Source organism: Methylopila capsulata (assembly GCF_016907975.1).
In the GTDB taxonomy this organism is placed as follows: Bacteria; Pseudomonadota; Alphaproteobacteria; order Rhizobiales; family Methylopilaceae; genus Methylopila; species Methylopila capsulata.
This window is the reverse complement of the sequence record NZ_JAFBCY010000005.1, coordinates 20,896-47,313: the sequence shown is the minus strand read 5'-3', so window position 1 is coordinate 47,313 and position 26,418 is coordinate 20,896. Positions and strand designations below refer to the sequence as shown.

The following is a 26,418-nucleotide window of genomic DNA, read 5'->3' as shown; positions in this document are numbered from 1 at the left end:
AGATCGACCCCGAGCCGGGCGCCCGCCGCGCGGCGCATGGGGCCGTGACGCCTGGACGGACGTCCCGCGCCGTAGCTCGCGGCCCACGACGTCCAGGAGGCTGTCCGCCGATGCCCTTCCGCCTGCGCGATCTCATCCCCGAGATCGGTCACATCAGCCTGCAGGAACGGACGCGGTCCGGGATCGGCGCGCTGATCGGGATTCTCGTCACCGGTCTCGTCAGCCGCGCCGCCGTCGGCGACGGCTCCGCGCTTCCCATTCTGATCGCGCCGATGGGCGCCTCCTCCGTGCTGCTGTTCGCGGTGCCGGCGAGCCCGCTGGCCCAGCCCTGGTCGATCCTGGGCGGAAACCTCGTCGCAGGCCTGGTCGGCGTCACCGCGGTCCTGCTCATCCCAAACGTCTACGTCGCGGCCGCCGTCGCCGCAGGCGTCGCGATCGCTCTCATGGCCTCGCTGAAGTGCCTGCATCCGCCGAGCGGCGCCGTGGCGCTGACCGCGGTGCTGGGCGGCTCCGCGATCCATGACCTCGGCTACGGCTTCGTGCTCTGGCCGGTGCTCGCGAACTCGATCCTGCTGCTCGCGACCGCGCTCGTCTTCAACAATCTGACCGGCCGGACCTATCCCCACCGGCCCACGCGCGCCGCGCCGGACCGCGGGACCGCCGATCCCACGCCCGCCGCCCGGCTCGGGCTCTCCGCCTCCGATCTCGCGGCGGCGCTCAAGGATTACGGCCAGGTGCTGGACGTCTCCCCGGCGGATCTCGCGGCGATCTTCCGGCGCGCGCAGGTCCACGCCTACCGGCCGGGCCGGGGCCCCGCCACCTGCGCCGAGATCATGTCCAAGGACGTCATCGGGATCGGTCCGGACGCCCCGATGAAGGAGGCGCTCGAGCTGATGCGCGGCCACCACGTGAAGATGCTGCCGGTGACCGACGAGGGCGCGCGGGTGCTGGGCGTCGTGACCCAGACGGACCTGCTCGACAAGACGACCTGGGGCGCGCGCGGGCCCAGGCTCGGCCTGCGGCAGCGCATCCGGGTCAGCCTCAGGGGCCTGCGCGCGCCGCACGGCGTGGTCGCCGACATCATGACGCGCGCGGTGAAGGCGGTCCGGCCCGAGACCTCGATCGCCGAGGTGGTGCTGCGCATGACCGAGGCCGGGCTTCATCATCTGCCGGTCGTGGACGGCGACGGACGGCTCGCCGGCGTCGTGTCCCAGACCGACCTCGTGGTCGCCCTCCTGGCGCAGGCGACCGAAGACCCGCCGTCCCCGGCGCCGGCCTGACCCGCGCTATCCAAGCCAACGAGACCTCCGCATGCTCGATCCCCATCTCGCCGGCCGGCTCGACTTCATGCATCGCCTGCCGACGCGGGACCCGCTCGCGCCCGGCCTGAACCCGCTCGGCCTGTTCGAGGAGCGCGACGCGTTCCTGTTCGTGCCCGAGAGCGTGAACCCGCGCCGCCCGACGCCGCTGATGACGCTGTTCCACGGCGGCGGAGGCAGCGCGGAGAAGATCCTGCCGATGATGCGCGACCACGCCGAAGAGCGCGGCTTCCTCCTGCTCGCGCCGCAGTCGCTGTTCCCGACCTGGGACATCGTGATCGCCGGCAACGGCCCGGACCGGGAGCGGCTCGACGTCGCGCTGGAGGCGGTCGCCGCGCGCTACATGATCGACCCGACGCGCTTCGCCTTCGCCGGACACTCCGACGGCGGCAGCTACACGCTCTCGCTGGGGCCGACCAACGGCCATCTCGTGACGCACATGATCGTGTCTTCGGCCGGCTTCATGTCCGTCCACATGCAGGCGGGCGCGCCGCGCATCTTCATCTCGCACGGGCTCAAGGACGAGCAGATCCCGATCGAGCGCAGCGGCCGCCGGCATGCGGCCGCGCTGAAGGACGCCGGCTACGACGTCACCTATGTGGAGTACGACGGCCCGCACGCCTGGCGGCCGGCGGTCGCCGCCCGCGCGGTCGACTTCTTCCTCAGCTGACGTCCGTCAAGGACGCAGGCCGGCGCGCGCCGGCCAGGTCGAGCGTCGCGGCGCCGGGGAGGCCGAGTTCGGCGTGGGTCGCGGCTACGATCAGGCCGCCCTTCGCGCGGTGGTCCGCCATCAGCTGCGCCAGCAGCCGCTGGGCGCCGGCGTCCAGCGCCGCGGTCGGCTCGTCCAGCAGCCATAGGGGGCGCGGGGCGGCGAGGAGCCGGGCCAGCGCGAGGCGTCGGCGCTGGCCGGCGGAGAGCGCGGAGCCGGGCAGGTCGGCGATGTGGGCGAGGCCCACCGTCTCCAGCGCGGCGTCGAGATCGCCGCCGCCGCCGAGCACGTCACGGGCGAAGGCCAGGTTGCGGCGAACGGCGAGCCCGCCCTTCACCGCGTCGAGATGGCCCAGCATGTGGATCTGCTCGCGGAGCGCGAGATCGGGATCGCCGCCCTCGAGCGCGACGCGGCCCGCGGCCGGGGCGATCAAGCCCGCTATCGTCCGGAGAAGCGTGGATTTTCCGGCGCCGTTCGGGCCGAGGACCGCGAGCGCCTCGCCGGCCGCGACGGCGAAGCCGAGATCGCGCAGCACGGGCCGGCCGCCGCGGTCGACCCCGAGCCCTTCGACGACGAGCTTCATGGCCGCCGCCCGCCGCAGGCCGTTGGAACGCTTCGACGCCCGCTCGATTTCGTGTGCGAGCCAAGAACTTTCGCGGCGACGCGATGCGGCTTCAACCGCGTTCCGACTTCCCCTATAACCGCGCAGGAACTACTAGTTGTGCAGCGCACGCGTCACTCCGGCCGCTCGTCCGCGCATCCCGCGCAGGCGTTCAAGGCCCCCTTCAAGCGAGGAGCCCGCCCCCGTGTCCCATCCCGACAGCTTCAAATCCGCCAAAACCCTGTCGGTGAACGGCAAGGACTACCGCTACTACAGCATCGCGGATGCGGAGGCGAACGGGCTTGAGGGCGTGGCGCGGCTGCCGCATTCCATGAAGGTGCTGCTCGAGAACCTGCTGCGCTTCGAGGACGGGCGGACCGTCAAGAAGGACGACATCGCGGCCGTCAAGGGCTGGCTCGAGAACCGCGGCAAGGGCGAGTACGAGATCGCCTATCGGCCCTCGCGCGTGCTGATGCAGGACTTCACCGGCGTGCCGGCCGTCGTCGACCTCGCGGCGATGCGCGACGCGATGAAACACCTCGGCGGCGACCCCAAGAAGATCAACCCTCTGGTGCCGGTCGACCTGGTCATCGACCACTCCGTTATCGTCAACTTCTTCGGCGACGACGCCGCCTTCGGGAAGAACGTCGACGAGGAGTACAAGCAGAACCAGGAGCGCTACCGCTTCCTCAAGTGGGGCCAGGACGCGTTCGACAATTTCCGCGTGGTGCCGCCCGGCACCGGCATCTGCCATCAGGTCAACCTTGAGTACCTCGCCCAGACCGTGTGGACGAAGGACGAGGACGGCGTGACCGTTGCCTATCCCGACACCTGCGTCGGCACCGACAGCCACACCACGATGGTGAACGGCCTCGGCGTGCTGGGCTGGGGCGTGGGCGGCATCGAGGCGGAGGCCGCCATGCTCGGCCAGCCGGTCTCGATGCTCATTCCCGAGGTGATCGGCTTCAAGCTGGTCGGCCAGCTGAAGGAAGGCATCACCGCGACCGACCTGGTGCTCACTGTCACCCAGATGCTGCGCAAGCGCGGCGTGGTCGGCAAGTTCGTCGAGTTCTTCGGCGACGGCCTCGACCACCTCTCGCTCGCCGACCGGGCGACGATCGGCAACATGGCGCCGGAGTACGGCGCGACCTGCGGCTTCTTCCCCGTGGACTCGGAGACGATCGCCTACCTCGAGGAGACCGGCCGCGATCCGCAGCGCGTCGCGCTCGTCGAGGCCTACGCCAAGGCGCAGGGCCTGTGGCGCGAGGCGGGGTCGCCCGACCCGGTGTTCACCGACGTGCTGGAGCTCGACATCGGCACGGTCGAGCCCTCGCTCGCCGGCCCCAAGCGCCCGCAGGACCGCGTGCTGCTGAAGGACACCAAGGCCGGCTTCCTCGCCTCGCTCGAGGGCGAGTTCAAGAAGCCGGGCGAGGCCGGCAAGCGCGTGCCCGTTGCCGGCACCGACTACGACCTCGGCCACGGCGACGTGACGATCGCCGCCATCACCTCCTGCACCAACACCTCGAACCCGAGCGTGCTGATCGCGGCGGGCCTGCTCGCCCGCAACGCCGTCGCGAAGGGCTTGAAGTCGAAGCCCTGGGTGAAGACCTCGCTCGCGCCCGGCTCCCAGGTCGTGGAGGGCTATCTCGCCTCGGCGGGCCTCCAGAAGGAGCTCGACGCGCTGGGCTTCAACCTCGTGGGCTTCGGCTGCACCACCTGCATCGGCAACTCCGGCCCGCTGCCGGAGCCGATCTCCGAGGCGATCAACGCCCATGACCTGGTGGCGGGCGCCGTGATCTCCGGCAACCGCAACTTCGAGGGTCGCGTGAACCCGGACGTGAAGGCGAACTACCTCGCCTCGCCGCCGCTGGTCGTGGCCTACGCGCTGGCGGGCTCGCTCCAGATCGACCTCGCCACCGAGCCGCTCGGCCAGGGGACGGACGGCCCGGTCTATCTCAAGGACGTCTGGCCTTCGAACAAGGAAGTCGCCCAGTTCATCCGCGAGAACGTCACCAAGGCGATGTTCCAGGAGAAGTACGCCGACGTCTTCAAGGGCGACGTCAACTGGCAGAAAATCACCGTGCCGCAGGGCGAGACCTACGCCTGGGACGACCGTTCGACCTACGTCCAGAACCCGCCGTACTTCGAGGGCATGGACCGCGAGCCGAAGCCGGTGACGGACATCGAGAGCGCCCGCATCCTCGGCCTGTTCCTCGACTCGATCACCACCGACCATATCTCGCCGGCGGGCTCGATTAAGCAGGCGAGCCCGGCGGGCGAATACCTGCGCGACCACCAGGTGCGTCCGGCGGACTTCAACCAGTACGGCACGCGCCGCGGCAACCACCAGGTCATGATGCGTGGCACCTTCGCCAACATCCGCATCAAGAACCAGATGCTGGCCGGCGTCGAAGGCGGCATGACCAAGCACTTCCCCGACGGGGAGCAGATGCCGATCTACGACGCGGCCATGAAGTACAAGGCGGAGGGCGTGCCGCTCGTCGTGTTCGCCGGCAAGGAGTACGGCACCGGCTCCTCGCGCGACTGGGCGGCGAAGGGCACCAACCTGCTCGGCGTGCGCGCGGTGATCGCGCAATCCTTCGAGCGCATCCATCGCTCGAACCTCGTCGGCATGGGCGTCGTGCCATTGACCTTCGAGGAAGGAACGAGCTGGCAGTCGCTCGGGCTCAAGGGCGACGAGACCGTCACGCTCAAAGGCCTCGCGGAAGGCCTTCGCCCGCGCATGACCATGAACGCGGAGATCGTCTCCGCCGACGGCGCCACGCAGACGGTGCCTCTGCTCTGCCGCATCGATACGCTGGACGAGCTCGACTACTTCAAGAACGGCGGCATCCTGCACTACGTGCTCCGCAGCCTTGCCGCGTAAGCGGCGCGACGCCATTTCCCCGCGTCCGGCGGCTCCCACGCCGCCGGACGCGCCGTTCCGGGACCCGCGCCGATCACGAGGCCGCGCGTCACCGCCATGTGAGTGGTCTCGCATGGGCGTCGCGACCTACTCTCCGACTCCCGAATGCGTCCACGTCCGGCTGTTCCCCATGCGTCTCGCCGCCCTTGCCTTCGCCTCCTCCCTCGCGGCCGTCCCGGTCGCGCAGGCGGGCGAACCTGCGCCTCGCGGCGTGATCGAGCTGTTCACCAGCCAGGGCTGTTCGGCCTGCCCGCCGGCCGACCGCCTCGCGAGCGAGCTTGCGCGTGACGGGCAGAACCTCGTGCTGACGCTGCCCGTGGACTATTGGGACTATCTCGGCTGGCGCGACACGCTGGCGAGCCCGGCCAACAGCGCGCGGCAGCGCGCCTATGCGGCGACCCGCGGCGACCGCAAGATCTACACCCCGCAGATCGTCGTGAACGGCCGCGAGGCCGCCGTCGGCGGCGACGGCGCCGCGGTGGCGGGGGTCGTGACCCGCGCCGAGGCCGGCGACAACGCTCTGACGCTTCCAGTCGCGGTGACCGCTGCGGACGGCCGCGTGTCGGTCGCGGTCGCCGGCGCGCCGACCGCGGGCGGGCTGCGCCATGGCGAGATCTGGGCCTTTTCGGTCGAGCGCTCGCGCACCGTCCAGATCGGCCGCGGCGAAAACGCGGGACGGACGGTCACCTACGCCAACGTGGTCCGCAAGATGACCCGGCTGGGCGTCTGGAACGGGGACGCCGCCAAGTTCGACGTGCCCGCCGACGAACTCAGCCATCCCGACAGCGACGCCGTCGCGATCGTCGTGCAGGCGGGCAGCGGCGGGCAGCCGGGGCCGATCCTCGGCGCCGCGCAGGTCGAGCAGCCGAAGATCGCGCCCACGCTGCAGTCGCGCCTCCGGGATCCCTTGTGATCCGCCGCCTCGCGGCGTTCGCCGCGGCGCTGCTGGCCTCCGCCGGCGGCGCAGGGGCGAACGCCTACGGCGAGCGTTTGGAAGGCTTCGCCTACCCCTATCCGGTCTCGACCTTCGCCTTCGTCTCGCAGGGCGAGCCGGTGGAGATGGCCTATATGGACGTCGCGCCGGTCGGTCCCGCGAACGGGCGGACCGTCGTGGCGCTGCACGGCAAGAACTTCTGCGCGGCGAGCTTCGAGAGCGCGATCGGCGCCCTCGCGCGTGCGGGCTATCGCGTGATCGCCCCGGACCAGATCGGCTTCTGCAAGTCGTCGAAGCCGGCCGTCTACCAGTACTCGTTCAACCAGCTCGCGGCGAACACCCACGCGCTTCTGCAGAGCCTCAAGATTCCCCGCGCGACGATCGTCGGCCATTCCATGGGCGGCATGCTCGCGGCGCGCTACGCGCTCAGCTACCCGGCCGAGGTAGAGCGGCTGGTGATGGTGAACCCGATCGGCCTCGAGGACTGGAAGGCGAAGGGCGTGCCCTACGCGCCGATCGACCAGCTTCTCGCCGCCGAGCGCAAGACCTCCTTCGACAGCGTCAAGGCCTACCAGCTGAAGTACTATTACTCCGGCGAGTGGCGCGCGCCCTACGACCGCTGGGTCGACATGTACGCCGGGATGTACGCGGGCGACGGCAAGGACGAGGTCGAGCGCGCCTCCGCGCGGACCAGCGACATGATCTACACCCAGCCGGTCGTGTACGAGTTTCCGAAGATCGCTGCCCCGACCACGCTGATGATCGGCCAGCTCGACCGCACGGCGCCTGGCGCGAACCGCGCCGCCCCCGAGATCGCGAAGACGCTCGGCGACTACCCGGCGCTCGGCCGCGCCGCGGCGGCCGCTATTCCCGGCGCGACGCTCGTCGCCTTCGACAGGCTCGGCCATTCGCCGCAGGTGCAGGCGCCGGCCGAGTTCGAAGCCGCGCTCCTCAAGGCGCTCACGCCCGCGCCCTGATCGCGTCCGCGTCGCCGCGTCGCTTGCGCTCCCCCCTCCGCGGCGCGATCATGACGGCGCGATGAAGGAGGCGCCATGAGCGATCAGGAGCCCATACGTTTTACGCCGCGCGCCGCGCCCAGCGCCCCGCCTGCGGCGTCCGTCCCGCAGTCCGTCCCCGTGCAGGTCTCGTTCGACCGTCGCGAGCTACAGGCCATCCTGGGGCTCTACGGCCGCATGGTCGCGGCCGGCGAGTGGCGCGACTACGCCATCGACTTCCTGAGGGAACAGGCGGTGTTCTCGGTGTTTCGCCGCGCCAGCGAGGCGCCGCTCTACCGCATCGAGAAGACGCCGAAGCTCGCGCGTCGGCAGGGGACCTACGCCGTGGTCACGACCACCGGGCTGATCCTCAAGCGCGGGCACGATCTCGCCCGCGTGCTCGACGTGCTGGACCGGAAGCTCCGCCTCGTCACGACCTGACGCGGGCGGTCACCTCGATCTCGATCTTCATCTCGGGCTTGATCAGCGCGCAGACGACCGTGGTGTTCGCCGGGCGGATCTCGCCGAAGATCTCGCCGGTGACGGTGAACAGCTCGCCCGCGGTCGCGGGATCGGTCAGGTAGTAGCGGGTCTGCACCACGTCGGCGAAGCCCGCGCCGGCCTCCTTCAGCGCCTTCTCGATGGTCGCGAAGGCGTTGCGGGCCTGCTGCTCGACGCTCTCCGGCATCGTCATCGTGGCGTAGTCGTAGCCGGTGGTGCCGGAGACGAACACGAGGTCGCCGTCGACCACGGCGCGGCTGTAGCCCGCCGTCTTCTCGAAGGGCGAACCGGTGGAGATCAGGCGGCGGGTCATGGGTCGGGCTCTGTCGGGTGATAGGTCGGCCGAAGGTCCTCCGGGCGACCCTGAGGACGGCAGGGGCGCTTTACGCCCAGGGGCGGTCGGCGGCGAGCTTCTGCTCGAAGCCGGCGATGCGGTCGACCTTCTCCATCGTCAGGCCGATGTCGTCGAGGCCTTCCAGCAGGCAGCGCTTGCGGAACGGGTCGATCTCGAAGGTCACCGTGCCGCCGTCGGGGCCGGAGATGGTCTGCGCCGCGAGGTCGATGGTCAGCCGGGCGTTGGCGCCGCGCTCCGCGTCGTCCATCAGCTTGGCGTGGTCTTCCGGCGTGACGACGATCGGCAGAATGCCGTTCTTGAAGCAGTTATTGTAGAAGATGTCCGCGAACGAGGTCGAGATCACGCAGCGGATGCCCTTGTCGAGCAGCGCCCACGGCGCGTGCTCGCGGGACGATCCGCAGCCGAAGTTGTCGCCGGCGACCAGGATCTCCGCGTTCTTGTAGGCCGGCTGGTTCAGCACGAAGTCCGGGTTCTCCGAACCGTCGGCGTTGTAGCGCAGCTCCGAGAACAGGCCCGCGCCGAGCCCGGTCCGCTTGATCGTCTTGAGGTACTGCTTCGGGATGATCATGTCGGTGTCGATGTTGATCATCGGCAGGGGGGCGGCGACGCCCGTCAGCGTGGTGAACTTCTGCATGGGTCTTCTCCTCGCGCGCTGTCATGCTCCGGCGCAGGCGGCCGGTCAACCCGTCGGCGGCCTTCGCGCTCTTGCCCTCGGGTCGCCCCCGCGCCAGAACCGCCGGCATGATCTTCTCCATCCACATCCCCAAGACCGCCGGCACCAGCTTTCGCCATGCGCTCAAGGCGCTCTATGGCGACAAGGTGGCGCTGTTCTACGGCGCGAACGATCCGGACACCCACCCGCTGCTGCGCGCGCCGCGCAAGGAGATTGTCGGCCGGCTGACCCAGCTCGAGGACCAGGGCGTCGAGGTGCTGCACGGGCACTATCACCTCGGCGCGGTCGAGAGCGCCGTCGCGGACCCCGGGGCGCAGGTCTGGACCTGGGTGCGCGATCCGGTGGAGCGGGTGCTGTCGCACTACTTCTTCATCCGGGAGCAGCCGCTCAAGCGACGCTTCGACGAGGGCGAGGACCCCAGCAAGATGGACCTCGCGACCTTCGCCGAGCTCCGCCGCATGCGGGACGTCCAGGACCACTATCTCTCCGGCGCCGATCCCGCCTCCTTCGCCTTCGCCGGGCTCACCGAGCGCTTCGAACTCGGGCTCGGCCTGCTGTTCGGCGAAGCCGCGCCGACGCTGCGCCGCCGATACAACGCGACCTCCGCCAAGGACGCGGTGGCCGACGAGGACTACGCGCGCATTCTCGCGCTGAACCCCAAGGACGCCCGGCTCTACGCGTCCGCGACGCGGGCGTTCATCGACAGGCTGGCGGAGGCCAAGGCCGTGAAGGCCCCTCCGCGACCGACCGTGGCCGGCGCCAGCTTCATCACGCGGATGCTGCGCAAGGCTCGGTGACGCGAGCCGCGGAGCAGGCCGGCGACCCGCCTCACCTCAACGGGTAGGCGGCCTCGACCACATAGGGGCCGCCGCCGACGGAATCGCGCGACGAGTAGATCACGAACTGCTCGGCCCGGAACGACAGCCGCGCCGGCCCGCCGCGGAGCCCGAGATAGTCGGCGACCGCGCGGGGCGAGGCGTCGCGCAGGCGCGCCAGCGTCACATGCGGCGTGAACTTCCGGGACTCGGCCGGAAGGCCCGCCCGGCGCATCAGCCGCTCGTGCTCGGCCTGCAGTTCGAGGATGGCGGGCGAGGGCGCGACCTTGGCGATCAGCGCCCGCGGCCGGGCGCCGCCGAAGGCGTCGAGCCCTTCGATCGCGACGTCGAACGGCTGCCGGCGGATCTTGCCGAGCAGAAGGGCCGCTTCCTGCGCGACGTCCTCGTCCACGTCGCCGAGAAAGCGGAGGGTGATATGGTAGTTCTCGACGTCGATCCAGCGCGCGCCGGACAGGCCGCCGCGGTAGCCGGAGAGCGCGAGGCCGATGTCCTCGGGCACCTCGATCGCGGTGAACAGCCGCGGCATGGCGCGCCTCCTCGCAATACGCGTCCCGTGGCGGTCAGGCCGTCAGGGACAAGGATTCGCGCGGACCTTGTGGATGGCGTCGATGCGGGCCTCGATCTCCTCCGACCACGGCTGGTCGAAGGCCGCGAGGTCGTGGTCGAGCTGCTCCAGGGTGGTCGCGCCGATGATCACGGAGGTCATGAAGGACCGCGTGGCCGCGAACTTCAAGGCGAGATGGGCGGGGCTCCAGCCGATCTCCCCAGCTAGATCGCAATAGGCCTCGACCGCGCCCTCGGCGCCCGGCGTCTCGTAGCGCTGCAGCCGGTCGAACAGCGTCTTGCGGGCGCCGGCCGGCAGCGCGCCGTCGCGGTACTTGCCCGTGAGATAGCCCTGGCCCAGCGCCGAATAGGCCAGCAGCCCGACGTCCTCGCGCAGGGCGATCTCCGCCAGATTGGTCTCGAAGGTGCGGTTCAGAAGGCTGTAGGCGTTCTGGATCGAAGCCACGCGCGGCAGGCCGCGGGCGTCGGATTCGGCGAGGAAACGCATGGTCCCCCAGGCGCTTTCGTTCGAGAGCCCGACGTGCCGGATCTTTCCTTCGCGGACCAGCTCGTCCAGGATCTCCAGCGTCTCGTGGATCGGGTGCTCTCCGGGCGCGGGCTCCACCTGGCGGAACACCACCGGGTTCGAGCCGAACTGCGTGACCTCCCGGTCCGGCCAGTGCAGCTGGTAGAGGTCGATGTAGTCGGTGCGGAGCCGTCTCAGGCTGCCCTCGACCGCCTCGCGGATCTGCCCGCGCGACAGCTCGCCCTTCGAACCGTCCTTCCGGAACCATTCCATGACGGTGCGGCCGACCACCTTGGTGGCGACGATCGTCCTGTCGCGTCCGCCGCGGGCGGCGAGCCAGGAGCCGATGATCTCCTCGGTCCTCCCCTGCGTCTCCGACTTCGGCGGGATCGGGTAGAGCTCGGCGGCGTCGAGAACGTTCACGCCGGCGTCCCGGGCACGGTCCATCTGCGCATGGCCGTCAGCCTCGGTGTTCTGCTCGCCGAAGGTCATGGTGCCGAGGCAGACGACGCTGACGTCTAGCCCCGTCCGCCCGAGCTTACGATACTCCATCGGAAAAGCCTTTTCGTTGAGGTCGGGTGGGCGCCGGCCCGCGGTCGATCGCGAGGCGGCAGCGCCGTTGAAGTGGCAGGCCTTACGATCGCCGGGCGGCGATCTGGGCGAGGAATTTTTCGACCGTCGGCGTGATGTTCTCGACCACCACGTCCACCCCCTCGGCCGTCGGGTGCAGGCCGTCGGGGAGATTGAGCGAGCGGTTTCCGACCACGCCTTCGAGGAAGAACGGGTAAAGCACCAGCCCGCGCTCCGTCGCAAGGTCGGGATAGATGCTTTCGAAGCGCCTGACGTAGTCCGGCCCGAGGTTGGGCGAGGCGCGCATGCCGGCGAGCATGGCCGGGATCTTCCGGGCCGCCAGACGGTCCAGGATGCGCGTGATCGCCGCGCGGGTCACCTTCGGGTCGACGCCGCGCAGCATGTCGTTCGCGCCGAGCTCCACGATCACGCCGTCGGTCCCGTCCGGCACCGACCAGTCCAGCCGATCGGCGCCGCCGCTCGCGGTGTCGCCGGAGACGCCGGCGTTCGCGACCACGACATTGTGCCCGCGCGCCCTCAACGCCGCCTCGAGGCGCGGCGCGAAGCCCTCGCGCGGCCCGAGGCCGTAGCCGGCGGTCAGGCTGTCCCCGAAGGCGACAAGTTTGATCGGAGCTTGGGCGCGCGCGTCGCGCAGCGGCATCACGCTTGCGAGAGCGGCGGCGCCAAGCGCCAGCAAGTCGCGGCGAGACGGCTGGCGCGCCGCGTTCCCGTCGTTATCTGACGTGATGCTGCGCCGCACAGGCGCGTTCCGCGCCGAGACCAGAGGCTTCATGTCTGCGATCGAACTCCGAAACGTCAATCTGTCGCTGGGCCAGGGTCCGGCGCGCGTCCACATCCTCAAGGACGTGAGCCTCGTTATAGGGCGCGGGGAGGTGGTCGGATTGGTCGGCCCGTCCGGCTCCGGCAAGTCCACCCTCCTCATGACGCTCGCAGGCCTGGAGCGCCCGGACGGGGGAACGGTCTCGATCCTCGGCCAGGACCTCGGCGCGCTGGACGAAGACGGCCTCGCGCGGTTCCGCGGTCGCAACGTAGGCGTCGTGTTCCAGTCTTTCCACCTCATCCCCACAATGACGGCGCTCGAAAACGTCGCGGTGCCGCTGGAGCTCGCAGGCGTCGACGACGCCATCGAGCGCGCGCAGGCGGAGCTCGCCGCGGTCGGGCTCGGCCATCGGCTCGATCATCACCCGGCCGAACTCTCGGGCGGCGAGCAGCAGCGCGTCGCGCTCGCGCGGGCGCTGAGCTCGCGGCCGGAGCTGCTGGTCGCCGACGAGCCCACCGGCAATCTCGACGAAACGACCGGCCGGCAGATCGCCGACCTGCTGTTCGCGAAGACCGCCGAACGCGGCGCGACGCTGGTGCTCGTGACCCACGACGTGGCGCTCGCCGCCCGTTGCGGCCGCACCGTCCGCCTGCGCTCCGGCCGCGTCGAAGGCCTGGCGGAGGCCGCGGCGTGAGCGACGTCGCCGCCGACCGCCCCGCCGACCGCCGCTCCGCGTTCCGCCTGCCGATCCCGTTCCGGCTCGCCGCCCGCGACCTGCGCGGCGGGGTGCAGGGGTTCATCGTCTTCCTCGGCTGCCTAGCGCTCGGCGTCGCGGCGATCGCGGGCGTCGGCTCGCTGTCGCGCGGGTTGACCGAGGGGCTGCAGCGCGAGGGCCGCGCGATCCTCGGCGGCGACGCGGCGTTCTCGCTCATGCACCGCGAGGCGACGCCGACCGAGCTGACGCTGCTGGAGAGCAAGGGCCGGATCGCGATCGTGGCCACCATGCGCTCCATGGGCCGCGCAGCCTCCGGCGACTCCACGCTGATCGAACTCAAGGCCGTGGACGGCGCTTGGCCAATGGTCGGCCGCGCCACGACCGAACCCGCCGCCCCGCTGCCGGACCTTCTGGCGGAGAAGGACGGCGCGTTCGGCGCGGCGGTCGACCCGGCGCTGCTCGCCCGGCTGGACGTCAAGGTCGGCGACCGCATCGAGATCGGCTCCTCCCGCTTCGACATCCGCGCAACCCTGACGCAGGAGCCGGACAAGCTGTCGGACGGCATCGGCTTCGGCCCGCGGGTGCTGGTGTCCGAACCCGCGCTGAAGGCCTCCGGCCTGCTGCAGCCCGGCAGCCTCGTGCGCTGGTCCTACCGGGTCGCGATGCCCGGCGAGCCGGGCGACGGCGCGGTGCGGGCGCTGCTCGCCGACGTCGAGCGCGAGGCCAAGGGCTCCGGCTTCGAGGCTCGCTCGCGCCTCAATGCCGCGCCGCAGCTGCAGCGCAACGTCGACCGCTTCACCCAGTTCCTCACGATCGTCGGCCTCGCCGCGCTCGTGGTCGGCGGGGTCGGCGTCGCGAACGCGATCTCCGCCTTCGTCGACCGCAAACGCAACACCATCGCCATCCTGAAGAGCGTCGGCGCCTCGGGGCGGACCGTCTTCCTCGTCCATCTGATCGAGGTGGCGGCGCTCGGCGCGCTGGGCGTCGCGATCGGCCTGATCCTGGGCGCGGCGATCCCGTTCGGGGCGGCCTACGCGCTGAAAGGCCTGCTGCCGCTGCCGCTCGCGCCCTCGATCTTCCCGCGGGAGCTGGCGCTGGCCGCGGCTTACGGCGGCCTGACCGCGCTCGCCTTCGCGTTCTGGCCGCTCGGCCGCGCGCATGACGTGCCGGTCGCGGCGCTGTTCCGCGACGCCATCGCGCCCGACCGCCGCTACCCCCGGCTCGGCTACATGATCGCGACGGGCGTGGCCGCAGCCGCGCTCGCCGGACTTGCGGTGTTCGCGGCCTACGACCGGCGCATCGCCACCGCCTTCGTCGTCGCGACGATCGGCGCCTTCGTGGCGCTCCGGCTGATCTCCTGGGGCATCATGGCGGTCGCCGCCCGGCTGCCGCGGCCGAAGCGCGTGGAGCTGAAGCTCGCGCTCGCCAACGTCCACCGGCCGGGCGCGTTGACGCCGTCCGTCGTCATGTCGCTCGGCCTCGGCCTGGTGTTGCTGGTGGCGCTGACCTTGATCGACTCCTCGATCCGCCGCCAGCTGTCGAACGAGCTGCCGCAGAAGGCGCCGGCGTTCTTCTTTCTCGACATCCCCTCCACCGAACGCGACCGCTTCGGCGAGGTGGTGAAGGCCAAGGCGCCGGAGGCCGACTTCAACAGCACGCCGATGCTGCGCGGCGGGATCGTGGCGCTGAAGGGCCAGCCCTCCGAAGACGCGGCCGTCGACCCCGAGTCGCGCTGGGCGCTGCGCGGCGACCGCGGCGTGACCTTCTCCGCCACGCCGCCCGAAGGCTCAACCGTGATCTCGGGCGAATGGTGGCCGGCGGACTACGCCGGGCCTCCGCTGGTCTCGTTCGACCGGCGGCTGGCCGAGGGCCTTCGGCTCAAGGTCGGCGACGAGATCGGCGTCAACGTGCTCGGCCGGACGATCACGGCGAAGGTCGCGAACCTGCGCGAGATCCACTGGGAGACCATGGGGATCAACTTCTTCATGGTGTTCTCGCCGAACGCCTTCGCCGGCGCGCCTTACATGACGCTCGCGACCGTCGGCTTCCCGAAAGGCGCCGGCGACGCGAAGGAGCTCGGCCTGCTGCGGGAGCTGACCCGCGACTTCCCGACCATGACGGCGATCCGGGTGAAGGACGCACTGACCGCCATCGAGGCCATCGTCGGCAACCTCGCGCTCGCGATCCGCGCCGCGAGCGGCGTGACGCTGGTCGCGAGCATCCTGGTGCTGGCGGGCGCTCTCGCCGCGGGCCATCGCCGCCGGGTCTACGAGGCGGTGGTGCTGAAGACGCTGGGGGCCACCCGCGGCCGCCTGCTCGCGGCCTTCGCGGCGGAGTACGCGCTGCTTGGTCTCGTGACGGCGGTGTTCGGCCTCGTCGTCGGCTCGCTCGCGGCCTGGGCCGTCGCCACCGAGATCATGCGGATCGACTTCTGGTTCGATCCCGTCGGCGCGGGCGGCGCGGCGCTGGTCGCGCTGGTGCTGACCATCGTGCTCGGCCTCGTCGGGACCTGGCGCATCCTCGGAGAGACGCCCGCGCGGCACCTGCGCAACCTGTAACCGGCGCGCGCGAACCAAAAAGGCCCCGGAGAGCGATCTCCGGGGCCTTTTTGGTGATCAGCTGAGGTAGCCGAGGAACCAGAGGATGAGAATGATCGGCAACGGAATGCCGATCAGCCAAAGCAGTCCACCCTTCATCATGGTCGTCGCCTCCCTGTGTGTGCGACGAACAAACTCCGGGGCCTAGGACTCGGTTCCGCGCGTGGCGCGGTCTCCGGTCAAATCTGGTCCTTCTGGTCGGTGATCAGCCGCGCGCCGCGCTGGAAGGTCATGAAGTCCCAGACCCACTTGAAGGCGACGGCGATGCGGTGGCGCACGCCGATCAGGAAGAACACGTGGATGACGGACCAGAACAGCCAGGCCACGAAGCCTGTCAGGTTCATGTAGGGCAGCTTCACCACCGCCGACTTCCGCCCGATGGTCGCGAGGTCGCCCTGGTGCTTGTAGCGGAAGGGCGGCGGCGGCACGGCGTCGCGCGCCCGCGAGGCGATGACGTCCGCCACGTAGACGCCCATCTGCTTCGCCGCCGGCGCGACGCCCGGCACTGGCGATCCGTCCTCGCGGGATACGGCGGAGGTGTCGCCGATGACGAAGATTTCGGGATGGCCGGGGACGGAGAGATCCTTCTCCACCTGCACCCGCCCGGCGCGGTCGCGCCCCGCGGCGATCCATTCGCCGGCGGGCGAGGCCACGACGCCCGCGGCCCAGATGATGGTCGCGGCGTCCAGCCGGCCGCCTTCCAGGTCGACGCCCGTGGCGTCGCAGTTCGTCACCCTCGTGTTCACCCGCACGTCCACGCCCATCCGCTCCAGCGACGCCTGGGTGTAGGCCGACAGCGCCTCCGGGAAGGCCGGCAGCACGCGCGGTCCGGCCTCGATCAGGATGACGCGGGCGGTGCGCGGGTCGATGCGGCGGAAGTCCGACGGCATGACGTGCTTCGCGACCTCGACGATGGCGCCCGCCATCTCGACGCCGGTCGGGCCGGCGCCGACGATCGCGAAGGTCAGCAGCTGCTCGCGCACCGCCGGGTCGTCGGCGAGTTCGGCCCGCTCGAACGCGATCAGCAGCTTGCGGCGGATGACGGTGGCGTCCTCGATCCGCTTCAGGCCCGGCGCGACCGCCGCCCATTCGTCGCGGCCGAAATAGGAGTGCGTGGCGCCGGTGGCGAGCACCAGCTCGTCGTAGGGCACGGTGACCGTGTCGGCGACGACGCGCTTGTTCGCGACGTCGACGCCGGTGACGTTCGCCAGCAGCACCTTGGCGTTGGCCTGGTACTTCAGCACGTGCCGGATCGGCCAGGCGATGTCGGCCGGGGACAGCTCGGCGGTCGCGACCTGGTAGAGCAGCGGCTGGAAGCAGTGGTAGTTGTGCCGGTCGAGCACGGTCACGTCGACGTCCGCCTTGGCGAGGCCCCGGGCCACGGAGAGGCCCGCGAAGCCCGCGCCCACCACGACGACCTTGCGGCGGGCCTTTGGAGTGTCAGCCAGGGACGTGTCGGTCATGGGCGGCGGTGTCCTTTGCGGATCGTGTGGGGGCGCGCGCTCACAATGCCTCGGAACGGGGGGCGGTTGCCACCCCGCGCTCCGCGACCAACTGCCCTCGAGGTCCGGCCCGGCCCATTTGCATTCGCGCTCCGGTTCCCCCATCTGTCTCGCCAACGAAAGCTGCGGATCGCTGCGTCCGCCGCCCTCATCAGGAGACCGCGCATGACGCTCGCCGATGGCGCCACGCCCCCCGCCGGAGCCGCCGACGGCCTCATCGTCGAGACCACGACCCGGACCTTCATGGCCGACGTGGTGCAGGCGTCTCAGTCCGTCCCGGTGCTGGTCGACTTCTGGGCGCCCTGGTGCGGCCCTTGCAAGCAGCTGACCCCCGTGCTCGAAAAAGTGGTCAAGGCGGCGGGCGGCAAGGTGAAGCTCGCCAAGATGAACATCGACCAGTATCCGGAGATCGCGGGCCAGCTCGGCGTGCAGTCGATCCCGGCGGTGTTCGCCTTCACCCGCGGCCAGCCGGTCGACGGCTTCATGGGCGCGCTGCCGGAGGCGCAGGTTCAGGCCTTCGTGGAGCGCTTGCTGGGCGAGCCGGTCGGCGGCGGCGGGATCGCCGAGGTCCTGGCGGACGCCGAGGCGGCGCTGGAGGCCGGCGACGCTGTCACCGCCGCGGCGATCTTCGCCGACATCCTCGCGGAGGAGCCGGAGGAGGTCGCGGCGATCGGCGGCCTCGCCCGCGCGCTCATCGCCCAGGGCGACCTCGCCGCCGCGAAGGCGACGCTCGACGCCGCCCCCGAGGCGAAGGCGGCCGACCCCGCGATCGCGGCGGCGCGGGCGCAGATCGAGCTCGCCGAGAAAGCTGCGGCCGTGGGCGACCTCGCCCCGCTCGAGGCCAAGGTCGCGGCGGACCCGGCCGACCACCAGGCGCGCTTCGATCTTGCCGTCGGGCTCGCGGCCGCTGGTCTGCGCAAGGAGGCGCTCGGCCATCTGCTCGAGATCGTCAAGCGCGACCGCTCGTGGAACGAGGACGGCGCCCGCAAGGAGCTGGTGTCTCTGTTCGAGGCGTGGGGTCCGAAGGACGAGCACACGATCGCGGGTCGAAAGCGCCTGTCCTCGCTGCTGTTCTCGTGAGAGGGTGACGGATGGCCTCCAACGTCATCTACCATAAGCTCGACGAGCTTCCGGACGTTCTCCCGCTGTTCCCGCTGCGCGCCGCGCTGCTGCTCCCGCGGGGAGAGATGCCGCTCAACATCTTCGAGCCGCGCTATCTCGCGATGGTCGAGGATTCGATCCGGTCCCATCGCCTGATCGGGCTGATCCAGCCGACGCCGGAAGCCTCCGACGACGAAGAGCGGCCGGCTCTCGTGCGCGTCGGCTGCGCGGGGCGCCTGACGGCCTTCGCAGAGACCGGGGACGGCCGCTACCTCGTCACCCTGACCGGCGTCGCCCGCTTCGAGCTCGCCGAGGAGCTGACGGCCGCCACGCCGTACCGGCAGGCGCGCGTCGCGTTCGAGGAGTTCGCGCTCGATCTCGCCCCCGGCGAGGGCCAGGACGACGTCGACCGCGAGGCGCTGCTCAAGACGCTCAAGGATTATCTCGCCGCCAACGACCTCGAGGCGGACTGGGACGGCATCCGCCGCGCGCCCAACGAGGCGCTCGTGAACGCGCTTGCCATGATGAGCCCCTTCGGCGCCCGCGAGAAGCAGGCGCTGCTCGAAGCTCCGGATCTCAAATCGCGCGCTGAGATCCTGGTCGCCGTCACGGAGATGGAGCTGGCCCGCGCGCGCGGCGACGCGAGTTCCTCCCTGCAATGACAGACGCGACCGATCTCCCGACCCGCGCCAGCGGCGTCGACCCGAAGCTGCTCGAGATCCTGGTCTGCCCGCTCACCAAGGCGACGCTGACCTACGACGCGGCGCGGCAGGAGCTGATCTCGAAGCCCGCGAAGCTCGCCTACCCGATCCGCGACGGCATCCCGATCATGCTGCCCGACGAGGCCCGCCCGATCGAGGATTGAGGTCGGCGCTCACCCGCCGGCCGCGATCTCGACGATCTTGCGCTTGAGCGCCGGCGTTCGGTCGACGAGCCCCATGCCGACGTCGCGCGCAAGCCGCGCCGCGTCGGCGCGGAACAGCCGATAGAGCCCGTCGGTCGCCGCGCCGAGCGCCGCGACGTCGAACCGTCGGGCCCGCTCGTAGCGGTCGAGCGTCTGCGGGGCGCCCCAGTCCTCGCCCGAACGGGCCGCCGCCGCCACGACGCGCGCGAGCGCCATCACGTCGCGGAAGCCGACGTTCAGCCCCTGGCCGGCGAGGGGATGCACCACGTGGCCGGCGTCGGCGACGAGCGCGACCCGATCTCCCATGAAGCTTCGGGCGAGCAGCAGCCGCAGCGGGAAGAAGCCGCGGCGCCCAGCCAGCGTGATCGCGCCGAACTCCGGTCCGGCGCGGCGCTCGACCTCGGCCAGGAACGCGTCGTCGTCGGAGGCGATCACCGCCTCGGCGGCCGATCGCTTTTCGCTCCAGACCAGCGCCGATCGGTTCCCGGCCAACGGCAGCATCGCGAACGGGCCGCCGGGCAGGAAGTGCTGGGTCGCGATCCCGCCGTGCGGCCGCTCGTGGGCGAGCGTCGCCGTCAGCGCGATCTGGTCGTAGGCTATCACGTGGGTCGCGATCTTCGCGCGCTCCCGCACGCTCGACCGCGCGCCGTCGGCGGCGACCAGGAGGCGCGCCGTCGTCTCCGCCCCCGAGGCCAGCGAGAGCGCCAGACCCCCGCCCGCGGGCCGATGCCCGACCACGCTGTCCGCGGCCAGACCGACGCCGAGCGCCTCGGCCCGCGCGCGCAGCGCTCCCCTGAGGTCGGCGTCGGACGCCATATGGGCGAAAGGCTCGCCCGCGACCTCGGCCCCGAGCTCAAGAAAGATCGGGCGGAGAACGTCGTCGAGCCGGCTGTCGGTGATCCGGAGCCCTGCGACCGGGGAGGCCTCCTCCGGCCAGCCGCCGAGATCAACGAGAAAACGCCTGACGTCGGCCGCGAGCATGGAGGCGCGACCGTCGTCGCGCGGATCGCGCCCGAGAGCGGGGTCGAACGCCGTGATCCTGAGGCCCGGCCCGAGCGCCTGCTTCAGCGCCACGGCGAGCGCGAGACCCGCGGCGCCGGCGCCGGCGACGGCGACGTCGAGAGGAGCGGAGGACGCAGCGGGATCGGTCATGGGCGTGTGATAGCACGGCCTAGCGCGGCCGGCATTTCCAGGATTTCACCGTCCACTCGGGATGACGGTCGGTCCAATCGACGACGACCGGCTGGGCGCTGACGATGCAGCCCATCGCCGGACCTTCGAACTCGACGCGCTCCTCATGGCAGGCGCTCGGATCGTTCGCGCGGCAGATGGTCATCAGGATGGCGAACAGCATCGGCGGATCCTCCGCGCGCGCCTTTAAGGCCGCGCCTGGCTTCGTTCGCGCCGGGACGTCGGCCGGATCACTCGCGGCGACGCCTTGACGCGGGACGCGCCGCGTCCATCCTCGCACAACGCACGAGTCAGGAAATCCGCATGTCCGCCGTCGCCGATCTACTGAAGATTCTCGACCTCGAGCCGCTTGAGAAAAACCTGTTCCGCGGCCTGAGCCCACAGACCGGCTGGCAGCGGGTGTTCGGCGGCCAGGTCGTGGGCCAGGCGCTGGTGGCGGCGACCCGCACGGTCGACGGCCGGCCGCCGCACTCGCTCCACGGCTATTTCATGCGCCCGGGCGATCCCAAGACGCCGATCATCTACGAGGTCGACCCGATCCGCGACGGCCGCAGCTTCGTCACGCGCCGCGTGGTGGCGATCCAGCACGGCGAGGCGATCTTCTCGATGTCCGCCTCCTACCACCTCGACGAGGAGGGCTACGAGCACCAGCTCGACATGCCCGAGGTCCCGCGGCCCGAAGACCTGCCCGACGAGCGCACGCTCAAGGAGCAGTTGATGCCCACGATGCCGGAGGCGATCCGCAACTACTTCGAGCGCGAGCGGCCGATCGAGCTTCGGCACGTGGATCCGATGCGCTATCTCGACGGCAAACCGCGTCCGCCGTACCAGAGCGTGTGGATCCGGACCACAGGCGCGCTGCCGGACGATCCAGCGATCCACCAGTGCGTGCTCGCCTACGCCTCCGACATGACCCTGCTGGACACCGCGCTCGTGGCGCACGGCAGCTCGGTGTTCTCGGGCGAGATCCAGGCCGCGAGCCTTGATCACGCGCTCTGGTTCCACCGGCCGTTCCGGGCGGACCAATGGCTGCTCTACACCCAGGACAGCCCCTTCGCCGGCGGCGCCCGCGGCTTCACGCGCGGTCGGATCTACACGGTAACAGGCGAGCTCGTGGCCTCGGTCGCGCAGGAAGGGTTGATCCGCCGGCGCAGGCCTGGCGCGTAAAGCGGCGGTCAGACTGCTCATTTCCTAAGCGACGCCACGTCGCCGCCTAATTTGTCGGCCTAAAAATAGGCTTTATGCCTATTATGTGGGCTGCAAACCGGTTTGCCGCGACATTGGCACGTCGCGCTTGGGCGGAAAGCTGCCGGAATCAACGCTTTCGCAACCGTTCCGCCACTTGGCACGACCCTTGAATTCATCGCGCCGGCGAGACCCGACGACGCAGCCGCGTCGTGCTGTCGTCTCGGACCACGCAACTGTCTCCCGGTGCCGCGCGCGACCACGCGCCGGATCGGCGGGCCAACGGGGAAGCGACGCATGAAACTCGTGATGGCCATCATCAAGCCATTCAAGCTGGACGAGGTCCGCGACGCCCTGACCGGGATCGGCGTTCACGGGCTGACCGTCACCGAGGTCAAGGGATACGGGCGGCAGAAGGGGCACACCGAAATCTACCGCGGCGCGGAATACGCCGTGAGCTTCCTGCCGAAGCTGAAGATCGAGGTCGCGGTCGCGGCCGGGTCGGTCGAGAAGGTGGTCGAGGCGATCGCCGCCGCCGCCAAGACCGGCCAGATCGGCGACGGCAAGATCTTCGTCCATTCGATCGACCAGGCGGTGCGCATCCGCACCGGCGAGACCGACAACGACGCGCTCTGACGAGCCGCGGTCGACGCCCCAACCCTATCCGACGTCTTCGGGAGTTCACTCGATGAAACTGAGTTCCGTGCTCCGCTGGGGAGCCCCGGCTTTGACGGCCGGCCTGATGCTCGCGACTGCGGTCTACGCGCAGGACGCCGCCGCGCCGGCGGCCGAGGTCGCGCCGACGGTCAACAAGGGCGACACGACCTGGATGATGGTCTCCACCGTCCTCGTCCTGCTCATGACCATCCCGGGCTTGGCCCTGTTCTACGGCGGCCTCGTCCGCGCCAAGAACATGCTGTCGGTCCTGATGCAGGTCTCGGCCATCGCCTGCCTGATGATGATCATCTGGGTCGTCTACGGCTACAGCCTCGCCTTCGGCGACGGCGGCGCCTTCATCGGCGACTTCTCCAAGGTCTTCCTCTCGGGCGTGACCCCGGACTCCACCTCGGCCACCTTCACCAAGGGCGTCGTGATCCCCGAGTTCGTGTTCATCTGCTTCCAGATGACCTTCGCCGCGATCACGCCCGGCCTGATCATCGGCGGCTTCGCCGAGCGCATCAAGTTCCCGGCGGCTCTGCTGTTCGCCGCGCTGTGGGGCACCTTCGTGTACTTCCCGGTCGCGCACATGGTGTGGTCGGCCAACGGCATGATCTTCGGCTGGGGCGCGCTTGACTTCGCCGGCGGCACGGTCGTGCACATCAACTCCGGCGTCGCGGCCCTCGTGGGCGCGCTGCTCCTCGGCAAGCGCACGGGCTACGGCAAGGACATCATCGCTCCGCACAACCTGCCGATGACGCTCATCGGCGCCGGTCTGCTGTGGGTCGGCTGGTTCGGCTTCAACGCCGGCTCCAACCTCGAAGCGAACGGCGTCACCACGCTGGCGCTGCTCAACACCTTCGTCGCGACCGCCGCGGCGGGTCTCGCCTGGATGTTCGTGGAGTGGATCTCCAAGGGCAAGCCGAGCATGCTCGGCCTCGCGTCGGGCATCGTCGCCGGCCTCGTGGCCGTCACCCCGGCCGCCGGCGTCTCGGGCCCGATGGGCGCGCTGGTTCTCGGCGCCGTCGCCGCGACCGTCTGCTTCATCTTCTGCACCGCGGTGAAGAACGCTCTCGGCTACGACGACAGCCTGGACGTGTTCGGCATCCACGGCGTGGGCGGCATCATCGGCGCGATCGGCACCGGCATCGTCGTGAGCCCGTCCCTCGGCGGCGTCGGCGTCGCCGACTACTCGATGGCCGGCCAGGTCATCACGCAGATCAAGGCCGTCGGCGTCACCATCCTGTGGACCGGCATCGGCAGCTTCATCATCTTCAAGATCGTGGACGTGCTGGTCGGCCTCCGCGTGACGGTCGACGAGGAGCGCGAAGGTCTCGACCTCATCTCGCACGGCGAGCGCGCCTACCACAGCAGCTGATCCTCGGCGTCAGCCAGGTTCGAGCGGAAGGCCCCGGCGCAAGCCGGGGCCTTTTTGCGTTCGCCACCCCCAGAGCGGCGGGGGAGAGAGGTGCCGTGGCGCCGCCTGACGGCGCGGGGTAAGGCCCTCTTAACCGTCTCGGACTAAGAATCTGAGAAACGATCGGCCACATGTCGGTCAAGCGTTCAGAAGGGTCGCGTCGTTCATGCAGGTGCGTTGCAAGGACGAAATCGCGGGCGGCGGAGCCGCCCGCAGGGGCATGTCGCGTCGGATGTCCGGCCGCGCGGCCGAGGCGTCCTGAGATGCGGGTCGCCCGCTCCCGCTCGCGCGGTTTCCAGTCGGTCGCCCTGCTGCCGGACAGCCTGCGCGACACGCTGCTGAGGCGCGCGACGGAGCTCGGCGGGCTGGCCCTGGTCGCGCTCGGCGCGCTGGCCGCCGTCGCCCTCGCGACATGGTCGGTGCAGGACCCGAGCTTCAGCCACGCCACCAACGGTCCGGTCCACAACGCGCTGGGTCCACTCGGCGCGGTGGTCGCCGACCTGCTGACCCAGACCTTCGGCCTCGCCGCCGCGGTGTTCGTGCTCCCCGTCGCCATCTGGGGGTGGCGGCTGCTGACGCACCGCGCCGTCGAGCGCGAGAAGATCAAGCTGCTCGCCTGGCCGCTCGCCGCGACGCTGCTCGCGGGCGGCGCGGGCCTGCTGCCGGCGACGCCGTCCTGGCCCCTGCCGACGGGTCTCGGCGGCGTGCTGGGCGATCTGTTCCTCATGACCGCGGACGCGGTGGGCCTCGCCAACGGCGCCGTCCGCGCCGGCGTGGCGGCGGCGCTCGCCGGCGGCGGCGCGGTCGCTTTCGCGCTCGCCATCGGGGCCACCCCGACGTTCCGCCGCGCCGAAGCCGACGAGCCGGTCCGCGCCCCGCCGCCGATGTCGGCCGGCCGCGCCGAGCCGCGGATGGCGCCCGAGCGGGCGTCCGCCGAGCCCGAACCCGACGCCGATCTTTATGACGACGACGACGACCGTCGCCTGATCTCGCTCGGCCTGCTCACCCACTGGGCGCTGTCGGCGAAGGCCGCCGCCGGGCGCGCCTTCTCCCGCCGGGGCGGCGAGCGCGACGACGATCGCGCGCTGTCCCGCATCCTCGAGCGCGCCTCTCGCGACGACGAGGACCTCGGCGCGCCGCTCCGGCGGGAGCCCGGCTTCGGCGCGGCCGAGGAGCGCCGCGAGCCGCCGCTGCGCCGTGAAACCCCCTCCGTTCTGGGCGGCGCGCCGCTGCAGCTCGCGGCCGGAGATCGGCCGATCGGCCGGGTCGCCGCGCCGCCGGCCGCGCCCAAGCCCGGCCGTCGCCTCGCGCGGGAGGCCCAGCCCTCGCTGCTCGACCGCGACGGCTACGAGCTGCCGCCGCTCTCGCTGCTGGCCGAGCCGAAGCGCACGGCCGCGCCCCAGGTCAGCCACGAGGCGCTGGAGCAGAACGCGCGCATGCTGGAGGCCGTGCTGCAGGACTACGGCGTCCGCGGCGCCATCATCAACGTCAAGCCCGGCCCCGTGGTCACGCTCTACGAGCTGGAGCCCGCGCCCGGCGTGAAGTCGAGCCGCGTCATCAGCCTCGCCGAAGACATCGCCCGCTCCATGAGCGCGGTCGCGGCCCGCGTCGCCGTCATTCCCGGCCGCAACGCCATCGGCATCGAGCTGCCGAACGCGCGCCGCGAGACCGTGTACCTCCGCGAGCTGCTGGCCTCGGCGGACTTCGAAAAGGCCAAGATGCGGCTGCCGCTCTGCCTCGGGAAGACGATCGGCGGCGAGCCGGTGATCGCCGAGCTCGCGCGCATGCCGCATCTGCTGATCGCGGGCACCACCGGCTCCGGCAAGTCGGTCGCGATCAACACGATGATCCTGTCGCTGCTCTACCGGCTGAAGCCGGAGGAGTGCCGTCTGATCATGATCGACCCCAAGATGCTCGAGCTGTCGATCTACGACGGCATTCCCCACCTGCTGACGCCGGTCGTGACCGACCCCAAGAAGGCGGTGGTGGCGCTGAAGTGGGCGGTCCGGGAGATGGAGGACCGCTACCGCAAGATGTCGAAGCTCGGCGTCCGCAACATCGACGGCTTCAACGCCCGCGTGGCGCAGGCGCTGGAGAAGGGCGAGGCGATCACCCGCACGGTGCAGACCGGCTTCGACAAGGAGACCGGCGAGGCGGTCTACGAGCAGGAGATCATGGAGCTCGGCAAGCTCCCCTACATCGTCGTCATCGTGGACGAGATGGCCGACCTGATGATGGTGGCCGGCAAGGAGATCGAGGGCGCGATCCAGCGTCTGGCGCAGATGGCGCGCGCGGCCGGCATCCACATCGTTATGGCGACGCAGCGGCCCTCGGTCGACGTGATCACCGGCACGATCAAGGCGAACTTCCCGACCCGGATCTCCTTCCAGGTGACCTCGAAGATCGACAGCCGCACGATCCTCGGCGAGATGGGCGCGGAGCAGCTGCTCGGCCAGGGCGACATGCTGCACATGGCCGGCGGCGGCCGCATCTCCCGCGTCCACGGGCCGTTCTGCTCGGACGAGGAGGTCGAGGACATCGTCGCGCACCTGAAGGCGCAGGGGCAGCCCGACTACCTCGACGCCGTCATCACCGAGGACGACGAGGCGGGCGAGGCCGGCGACGACGGCGCGGTGTTCGACAAGGGCGGCTTCGGCGACGAGGGCGCGGACGTCTACGACCAGGCGGTGGCCGTGGTGCTGCGCGACAAGAAGTGCTCGACCTCGTACATCCAGCGCCGCCTGCAGATCGGCTACAACCGCGCGGCCTCGCTGGTCGAGCGGATGGAGAAGGAAGGCGTCGTCGGCCCGGCCAACCATGCCGGCAAGCGCGAGATTCTGCTGGAAGGCGCCGACCGCGACGACGACGCGGCGTAAGAGC

At 70.7% G+C, this 26,418-nt stretch carries 25 protein-coding genes; 16 read left to right on the top strand and 9 right to left on the bottom strand.

The window, feature by feature from the left end:
- Nucleotides 1-110 precede the first annotated feature (110 nt).
- The gene (locus tag JOD31_RS18255; RefSeq protein ID WP_204951871.1) at nt 111-1,280 is read left to right on the top strand and encodes an HPP family protein; all 1,170 of its coding nucleotides are present in this window, start codon (nt 111-113) and stop codon (nt 1,278-1,280) included.
- A 31-nt stretch (nt 1,281-1,311) separates the two neighbouring features.
- On the top strand, nt 1,312-1,989 hold the full coding sequence (locus JOD31_RS18250; protein ID WP_204951870.1) for an alpha/beta hydrolase: 678 nt from the start codon (nt 1,312-1,314) through the stop codon (nt 1,987-1,989).
- On the opposite strand, the gene ccmA is transcribed toward JOD31_RS18250, so the two are convergent.
- Nucleotides 1,982-2,611 (bottom strand): heme ABC exporter ATP-binding protein CcmA, encoded by a 630-nt coding sequence (ccmA, locus tag JOD31_RS18245; RefSeq protein ID WP_204951869.1) that lies wholly within the window; start codon nt 2,609-2,611, stop codon nt 1,982-1,984. The two genes, JOD31_RS18250 and ccmA, sit on opposite strands and share 8 nt — an antisense overlap.
- A 223-nt stretch (nt 2,612-2,834) precedes the next feature.
- Between ccmA and acnA the strand changes: the two genes are divergently transcribed.
- The 4 genes from acnA to JOD31_RS18225 all read left to right on the top strand — a co-directional run bounded on the left by acnA (nt 2,835) and on the right by JOD31_RS18225 (nt 7,925).
- Entirely contained in the window at nt 2,835-5,516 is a 2,682-nt protein-coding gene (acnA, locus tag JOD31_RS18240) for an aconitate hydratase AcnA (RefSeq protein WP_204951868.1), read from the top strand.
- A gap of 112 nt (nt 5,517-5,628) precedes the next feature.
- Nucleotides 5,629-6,468 carry a DUF1223 domain-containing protein gene (locus JOD31_RS18235; RefSeq protein ID WP_246482593.1) on the top strand — a complete coding sequence of 280 codons (840 nt, stop codon included), beginning with the start codon at nt 5,629-5,631 and terminating at the stop codon, nt 6,466-6,468.
- Nucleotides 6,465-7,466: an alpha/beta fold hydrolase gene (locus JOD31_RS18230; RefSeq protein ID WP_204951867.1), complete on the top strand. Its 1,002-nt coding sequence runs from the start codon at nt 6,465-6,467 to the stop codon at nt 7,464-7,466. Before JOD31_RS18235 ends, JOD31_RS18230 begins: the two co-directional genes overlap by 4 nt.
- Nucleotides 7,467-7,541: 75 nt before the next feature.
- The gene (locus JOD31_RS18225) at nt 7,542-7,925 is read left to right on the top strand and encodes a DUF2794 domain-containing protein (protein ID WP_204951866.1); all 384 of its coding nucleotides are present in this window, start codon (nt 7,542-7,544) and stop codon (nt 7,923-7,925) included.
- Here the strand turns inward: JOD31_RS18225 and JOD31_RS18220 are convergent.
- Nucleotides 7,915-8,298 carry a RidA family protein gene (locus tag JOD31_RS18220; protein ID WP_204951865.1) on the bottom strand — a complete coding sequence of 128 codons (384 nt, stop codon included), beginning with the start codon at nt 8,296-8,298 and terminating at the stop codon, nt 7,915-7,917. The genes JOD31_RS18225 and JOD31_RS18220 overlap by 11 nt on opposite strands.
- A 70-nt stretch (nt 8,299-8,368) precedes the next feature.
- The gene (leuD, locus tag JOD31_RS18215) at nt 8,369-8,974 is read right to left on the bottom strand and encodes a 3-isopropylmalate dehydratase small subunit (protein WP_204951864.1); all 606 of its coding nucleotides are present in this window, start codon (nt 8,972-8,974) and stop codon (nt 8,369-8,371) included.
- Between the two features lie 107 nt (nt 8,975-9,081).
- On the opposite strand from leuD, the gene JOD31_RS18210 reads away from it, so the two are divergent.
- Nucleotides 9,082-9,810: a sulfotransferase family 2 domain-containing protein gene (locus JOD31_RS18210; RefSeq protein ID WP_204951863.1), complete on the top strand. Its 729-nt coding sequence runs from the start codon at nt 9,082-9,084 to the stop codon at nt 9,808-9,810.
- Between the two features lie 31 nt (nt 9,811-9,841).
- Here the strand turns inward: JOD31_RS18210 and thpR are convergent, their stop codons facing one another.
- The 3 genes from thpR to JOD31_RS18195 form a co-directional block, all read right to left on the bottom strand.
- Nucleotides 9,842-10,375 (bottom strand): RNA 2',3'-cyclic phosphodiesterase, encoded by a 534-nt coding sequence (gene thpR / locus JOD31_RS18205; protein WP_204951862.1) that lies wholly within the window; start codon nt 10,373-10,375, stop codon nt 9,842-9,844.
- A 42-nt stretch (nt 10,376-10,417) separates the two neighbouring features.
- Nucleotides 10,418-11,470, bottom strand: coding sequence for an aldo/keto reductase (locus tag JOD31_RS18200; RefSeq protein ID WP_204951861.1), 1,053 nt, complete (start codon nt 11,468-11,470; stop codon nt 10,418-10,420).
- Between the two features lie 82 nt (nt 11,471-11,552).
- Complete coding sequence (locus JOD31_RS18195; protein WP_204952050.1) at nt 11,553-12,149, bottom strand: arylesterase; 597 nt, start codon at nt 12,147-12,149, stop codon at nt 11,553-11,555.
- A 130-nt stretch (nt 12,150-12,279) separates the two neighbouring features.
- Between JOD31_RS18195 and JOD31_RS18190 the strand changes: the two genes are divergently transcribed.
- On the top strand, nt 12,280-12,963 hold the full coding sequence (locus JOD31_RS18190) for an ABC transporter ATP-binding protein (protein ID WP_204951860.1): 684 nt from the start codon (nt 12,280-12,282) through the stop codon (nt 12,961-12,963).
- Entirely contained in the window at nt 12,960-15,542 is a 2,583-nt protein-coding gene (locus tag JOD31_RS18185; protein WP_204951859.1) for an ABC transporter permease, read from the top strand. The genes JOD31_RS18190 and JOD31_RS18185 overlap by 4 nt, the downstream gene beginning before the upstream one ends.
- Nucleotides 15,543-15,760: 218 nt before the next feature.
- On the opposite strand, the gene JOD31_RS18180 is transcribed toward JOD31_RS18185, so the two are convergent.
- Nucleotides 15,761-17,044 carry an NAD(P)/FAD-dependent oxidoreductase gene (locus tag JOD31_RS18180; protein ID WP_204951858.1) on the bottom strand — a complete coding sequence of 428 codons (1,284 nt, stop codon included), beginning with the start codon at nt 17,042-17,044 and terminating at the stop codon, nt 15,761-15,763.
- Between the two features lie 204 nt (nt 17,045-17,248).
- Here JOD31_RS18180 and trxA point away from each other — a divergent pair, with 204 nt between their 5' ends.
- The 3 genes from trxA to JOD31_RS18165 are packed head-to-tail and all read left to right on the top strand — an operon-like array spanning nt 17,249 to nt 19,049.
- Nucleotides 17,249-18,163, top strand: a complete 915-nt coding sequence (gene trxA, locus JOD31_RS18175; RefSeq protein ID WP_204951857.1) for a thioredoxin — start codon at nt 17,249-17,251, stop codon at nt 18,161-18,163.
- 11 nt (nt 18,164-18,174) lie between these two features.
- Nucleotides 18,175-18,846, top strand: a complete 672-nt coding sequence (locus JOD31_RS18170) for an LON peptidase substrate-binding domain-containing protein (RefSeq protein WP_204951856.1) — start codon at nt 18,175-18,177, stop codon at nt 18,844-18,846.
- Nucleotides 18,843-19,049 carry a Trm112 family protein gene (locus tag JOD31_RS18165; protein ID WP_204951855.1) on the top strand — a complete coding sequence of 69 codons (207 nt, stop codon included), beginning with the start codon at nt 18,843-18,845 and terminating at the stop codon, nt 19,047-19,049. Before JOD31_RS18170 ends, JOD31_RS18165 begins: the two co-directional genes overlap by 4 nt.
- Nucleotides 19,050-19,058: 9 nt before the next feature.
- Here the strand turns inward: JOD31_RS18165 and JOD31_RS18160 are convergent, their stop codons facing one another.
- Both JOD31_RS18160 and JOD31_RS18155 read right to left on the bottom strand, forming a co-directional pair.
- The gene (locus JOD31_RS18160) at nt 19,059-20,240 is read right to left on the bottom strand and encodes an FAD-dependent monooxygenase (RefSeq protein WP_204951854.1); all 1,182 of its coding nucleotides are present in this window, start codon (nt 20,238-20,240) and stop codon (nt 19,059-19,061) included.
- A gap of 19 nt (nt 20,241-20,259) precedes the next feature.
- Entirely contained in the window at nt 20,260-20,442 is a 183-nt protein-coding gene (locus tag JOD31_RS18155; RefSeq protein ID WP_204951853.1) for a hypothetical protein, read from the bottom strand.
- 140 nt (nt 20,443-20,582) lie between these two features.
- Between JOD31_RS18155 and tesB the strand changes: the two genes are divergently transcribed.
- The 4 genes from tesB (at nt 20,583) to JOD31_RS18135 (ending at nt 26,414) form a co-directional block, all read left to right on the top strand.
- On the top strand, nt 20,583-21,446 hold the full coding sequence (gene tesB, locus JOD31_RS18150; protein WP_204951852.1) for an acyl-CoA thioesterase II: 864 nt from the start codon (nt 20,583-20,585) through the stop codon (nt 21,444-21,446).
- Nucleotides 21,447-21,761: 315 nt separating this feature from the next.
- Nucleotides 21,762-22,100 carry a P-II family nitrogen regulator gene (locus tag JOD31_RS18145; protein WP_020186841.1) on the top strand — a complete coding sequence of 113 codons (339 nt, stop codon included), beginning with the start codon at nt 21,762-21,764 and terminating at the stop codon, nt 22,098-22,100.
- A gap of 52 nt (nt 22,101-22,152) precedes the next feature.
- Nucleotides 22,153-23,499: an ammonium transporter gene (locus tag JOD31_RS18140; RefSeq protein WP_204951851.1), complete on the top strand. Its 1,347-nt coding sequence runs from the start codon at nt 22,153-22,155 to the stop codon at nt 23,497-23,499.
- Nucleotides 23,500-23,801: 302 nt separating this feature from the next.
- Nucleotides 23,802-26,414 carry a DNA translocase FtsK gene (locus JOD31_RS18135; protein ID WP_204951850.1) on the top strand — a complete coding sequence of 871 codons (2,613 nt, stop codon included), beginning with the start codon at nt 23,802-23,804 and terminating at the stop codon, nt 26,412-26,414.
- The last annotated feature ends 4 nt before the right edge of the window (nt 26,415-26,418 follow it).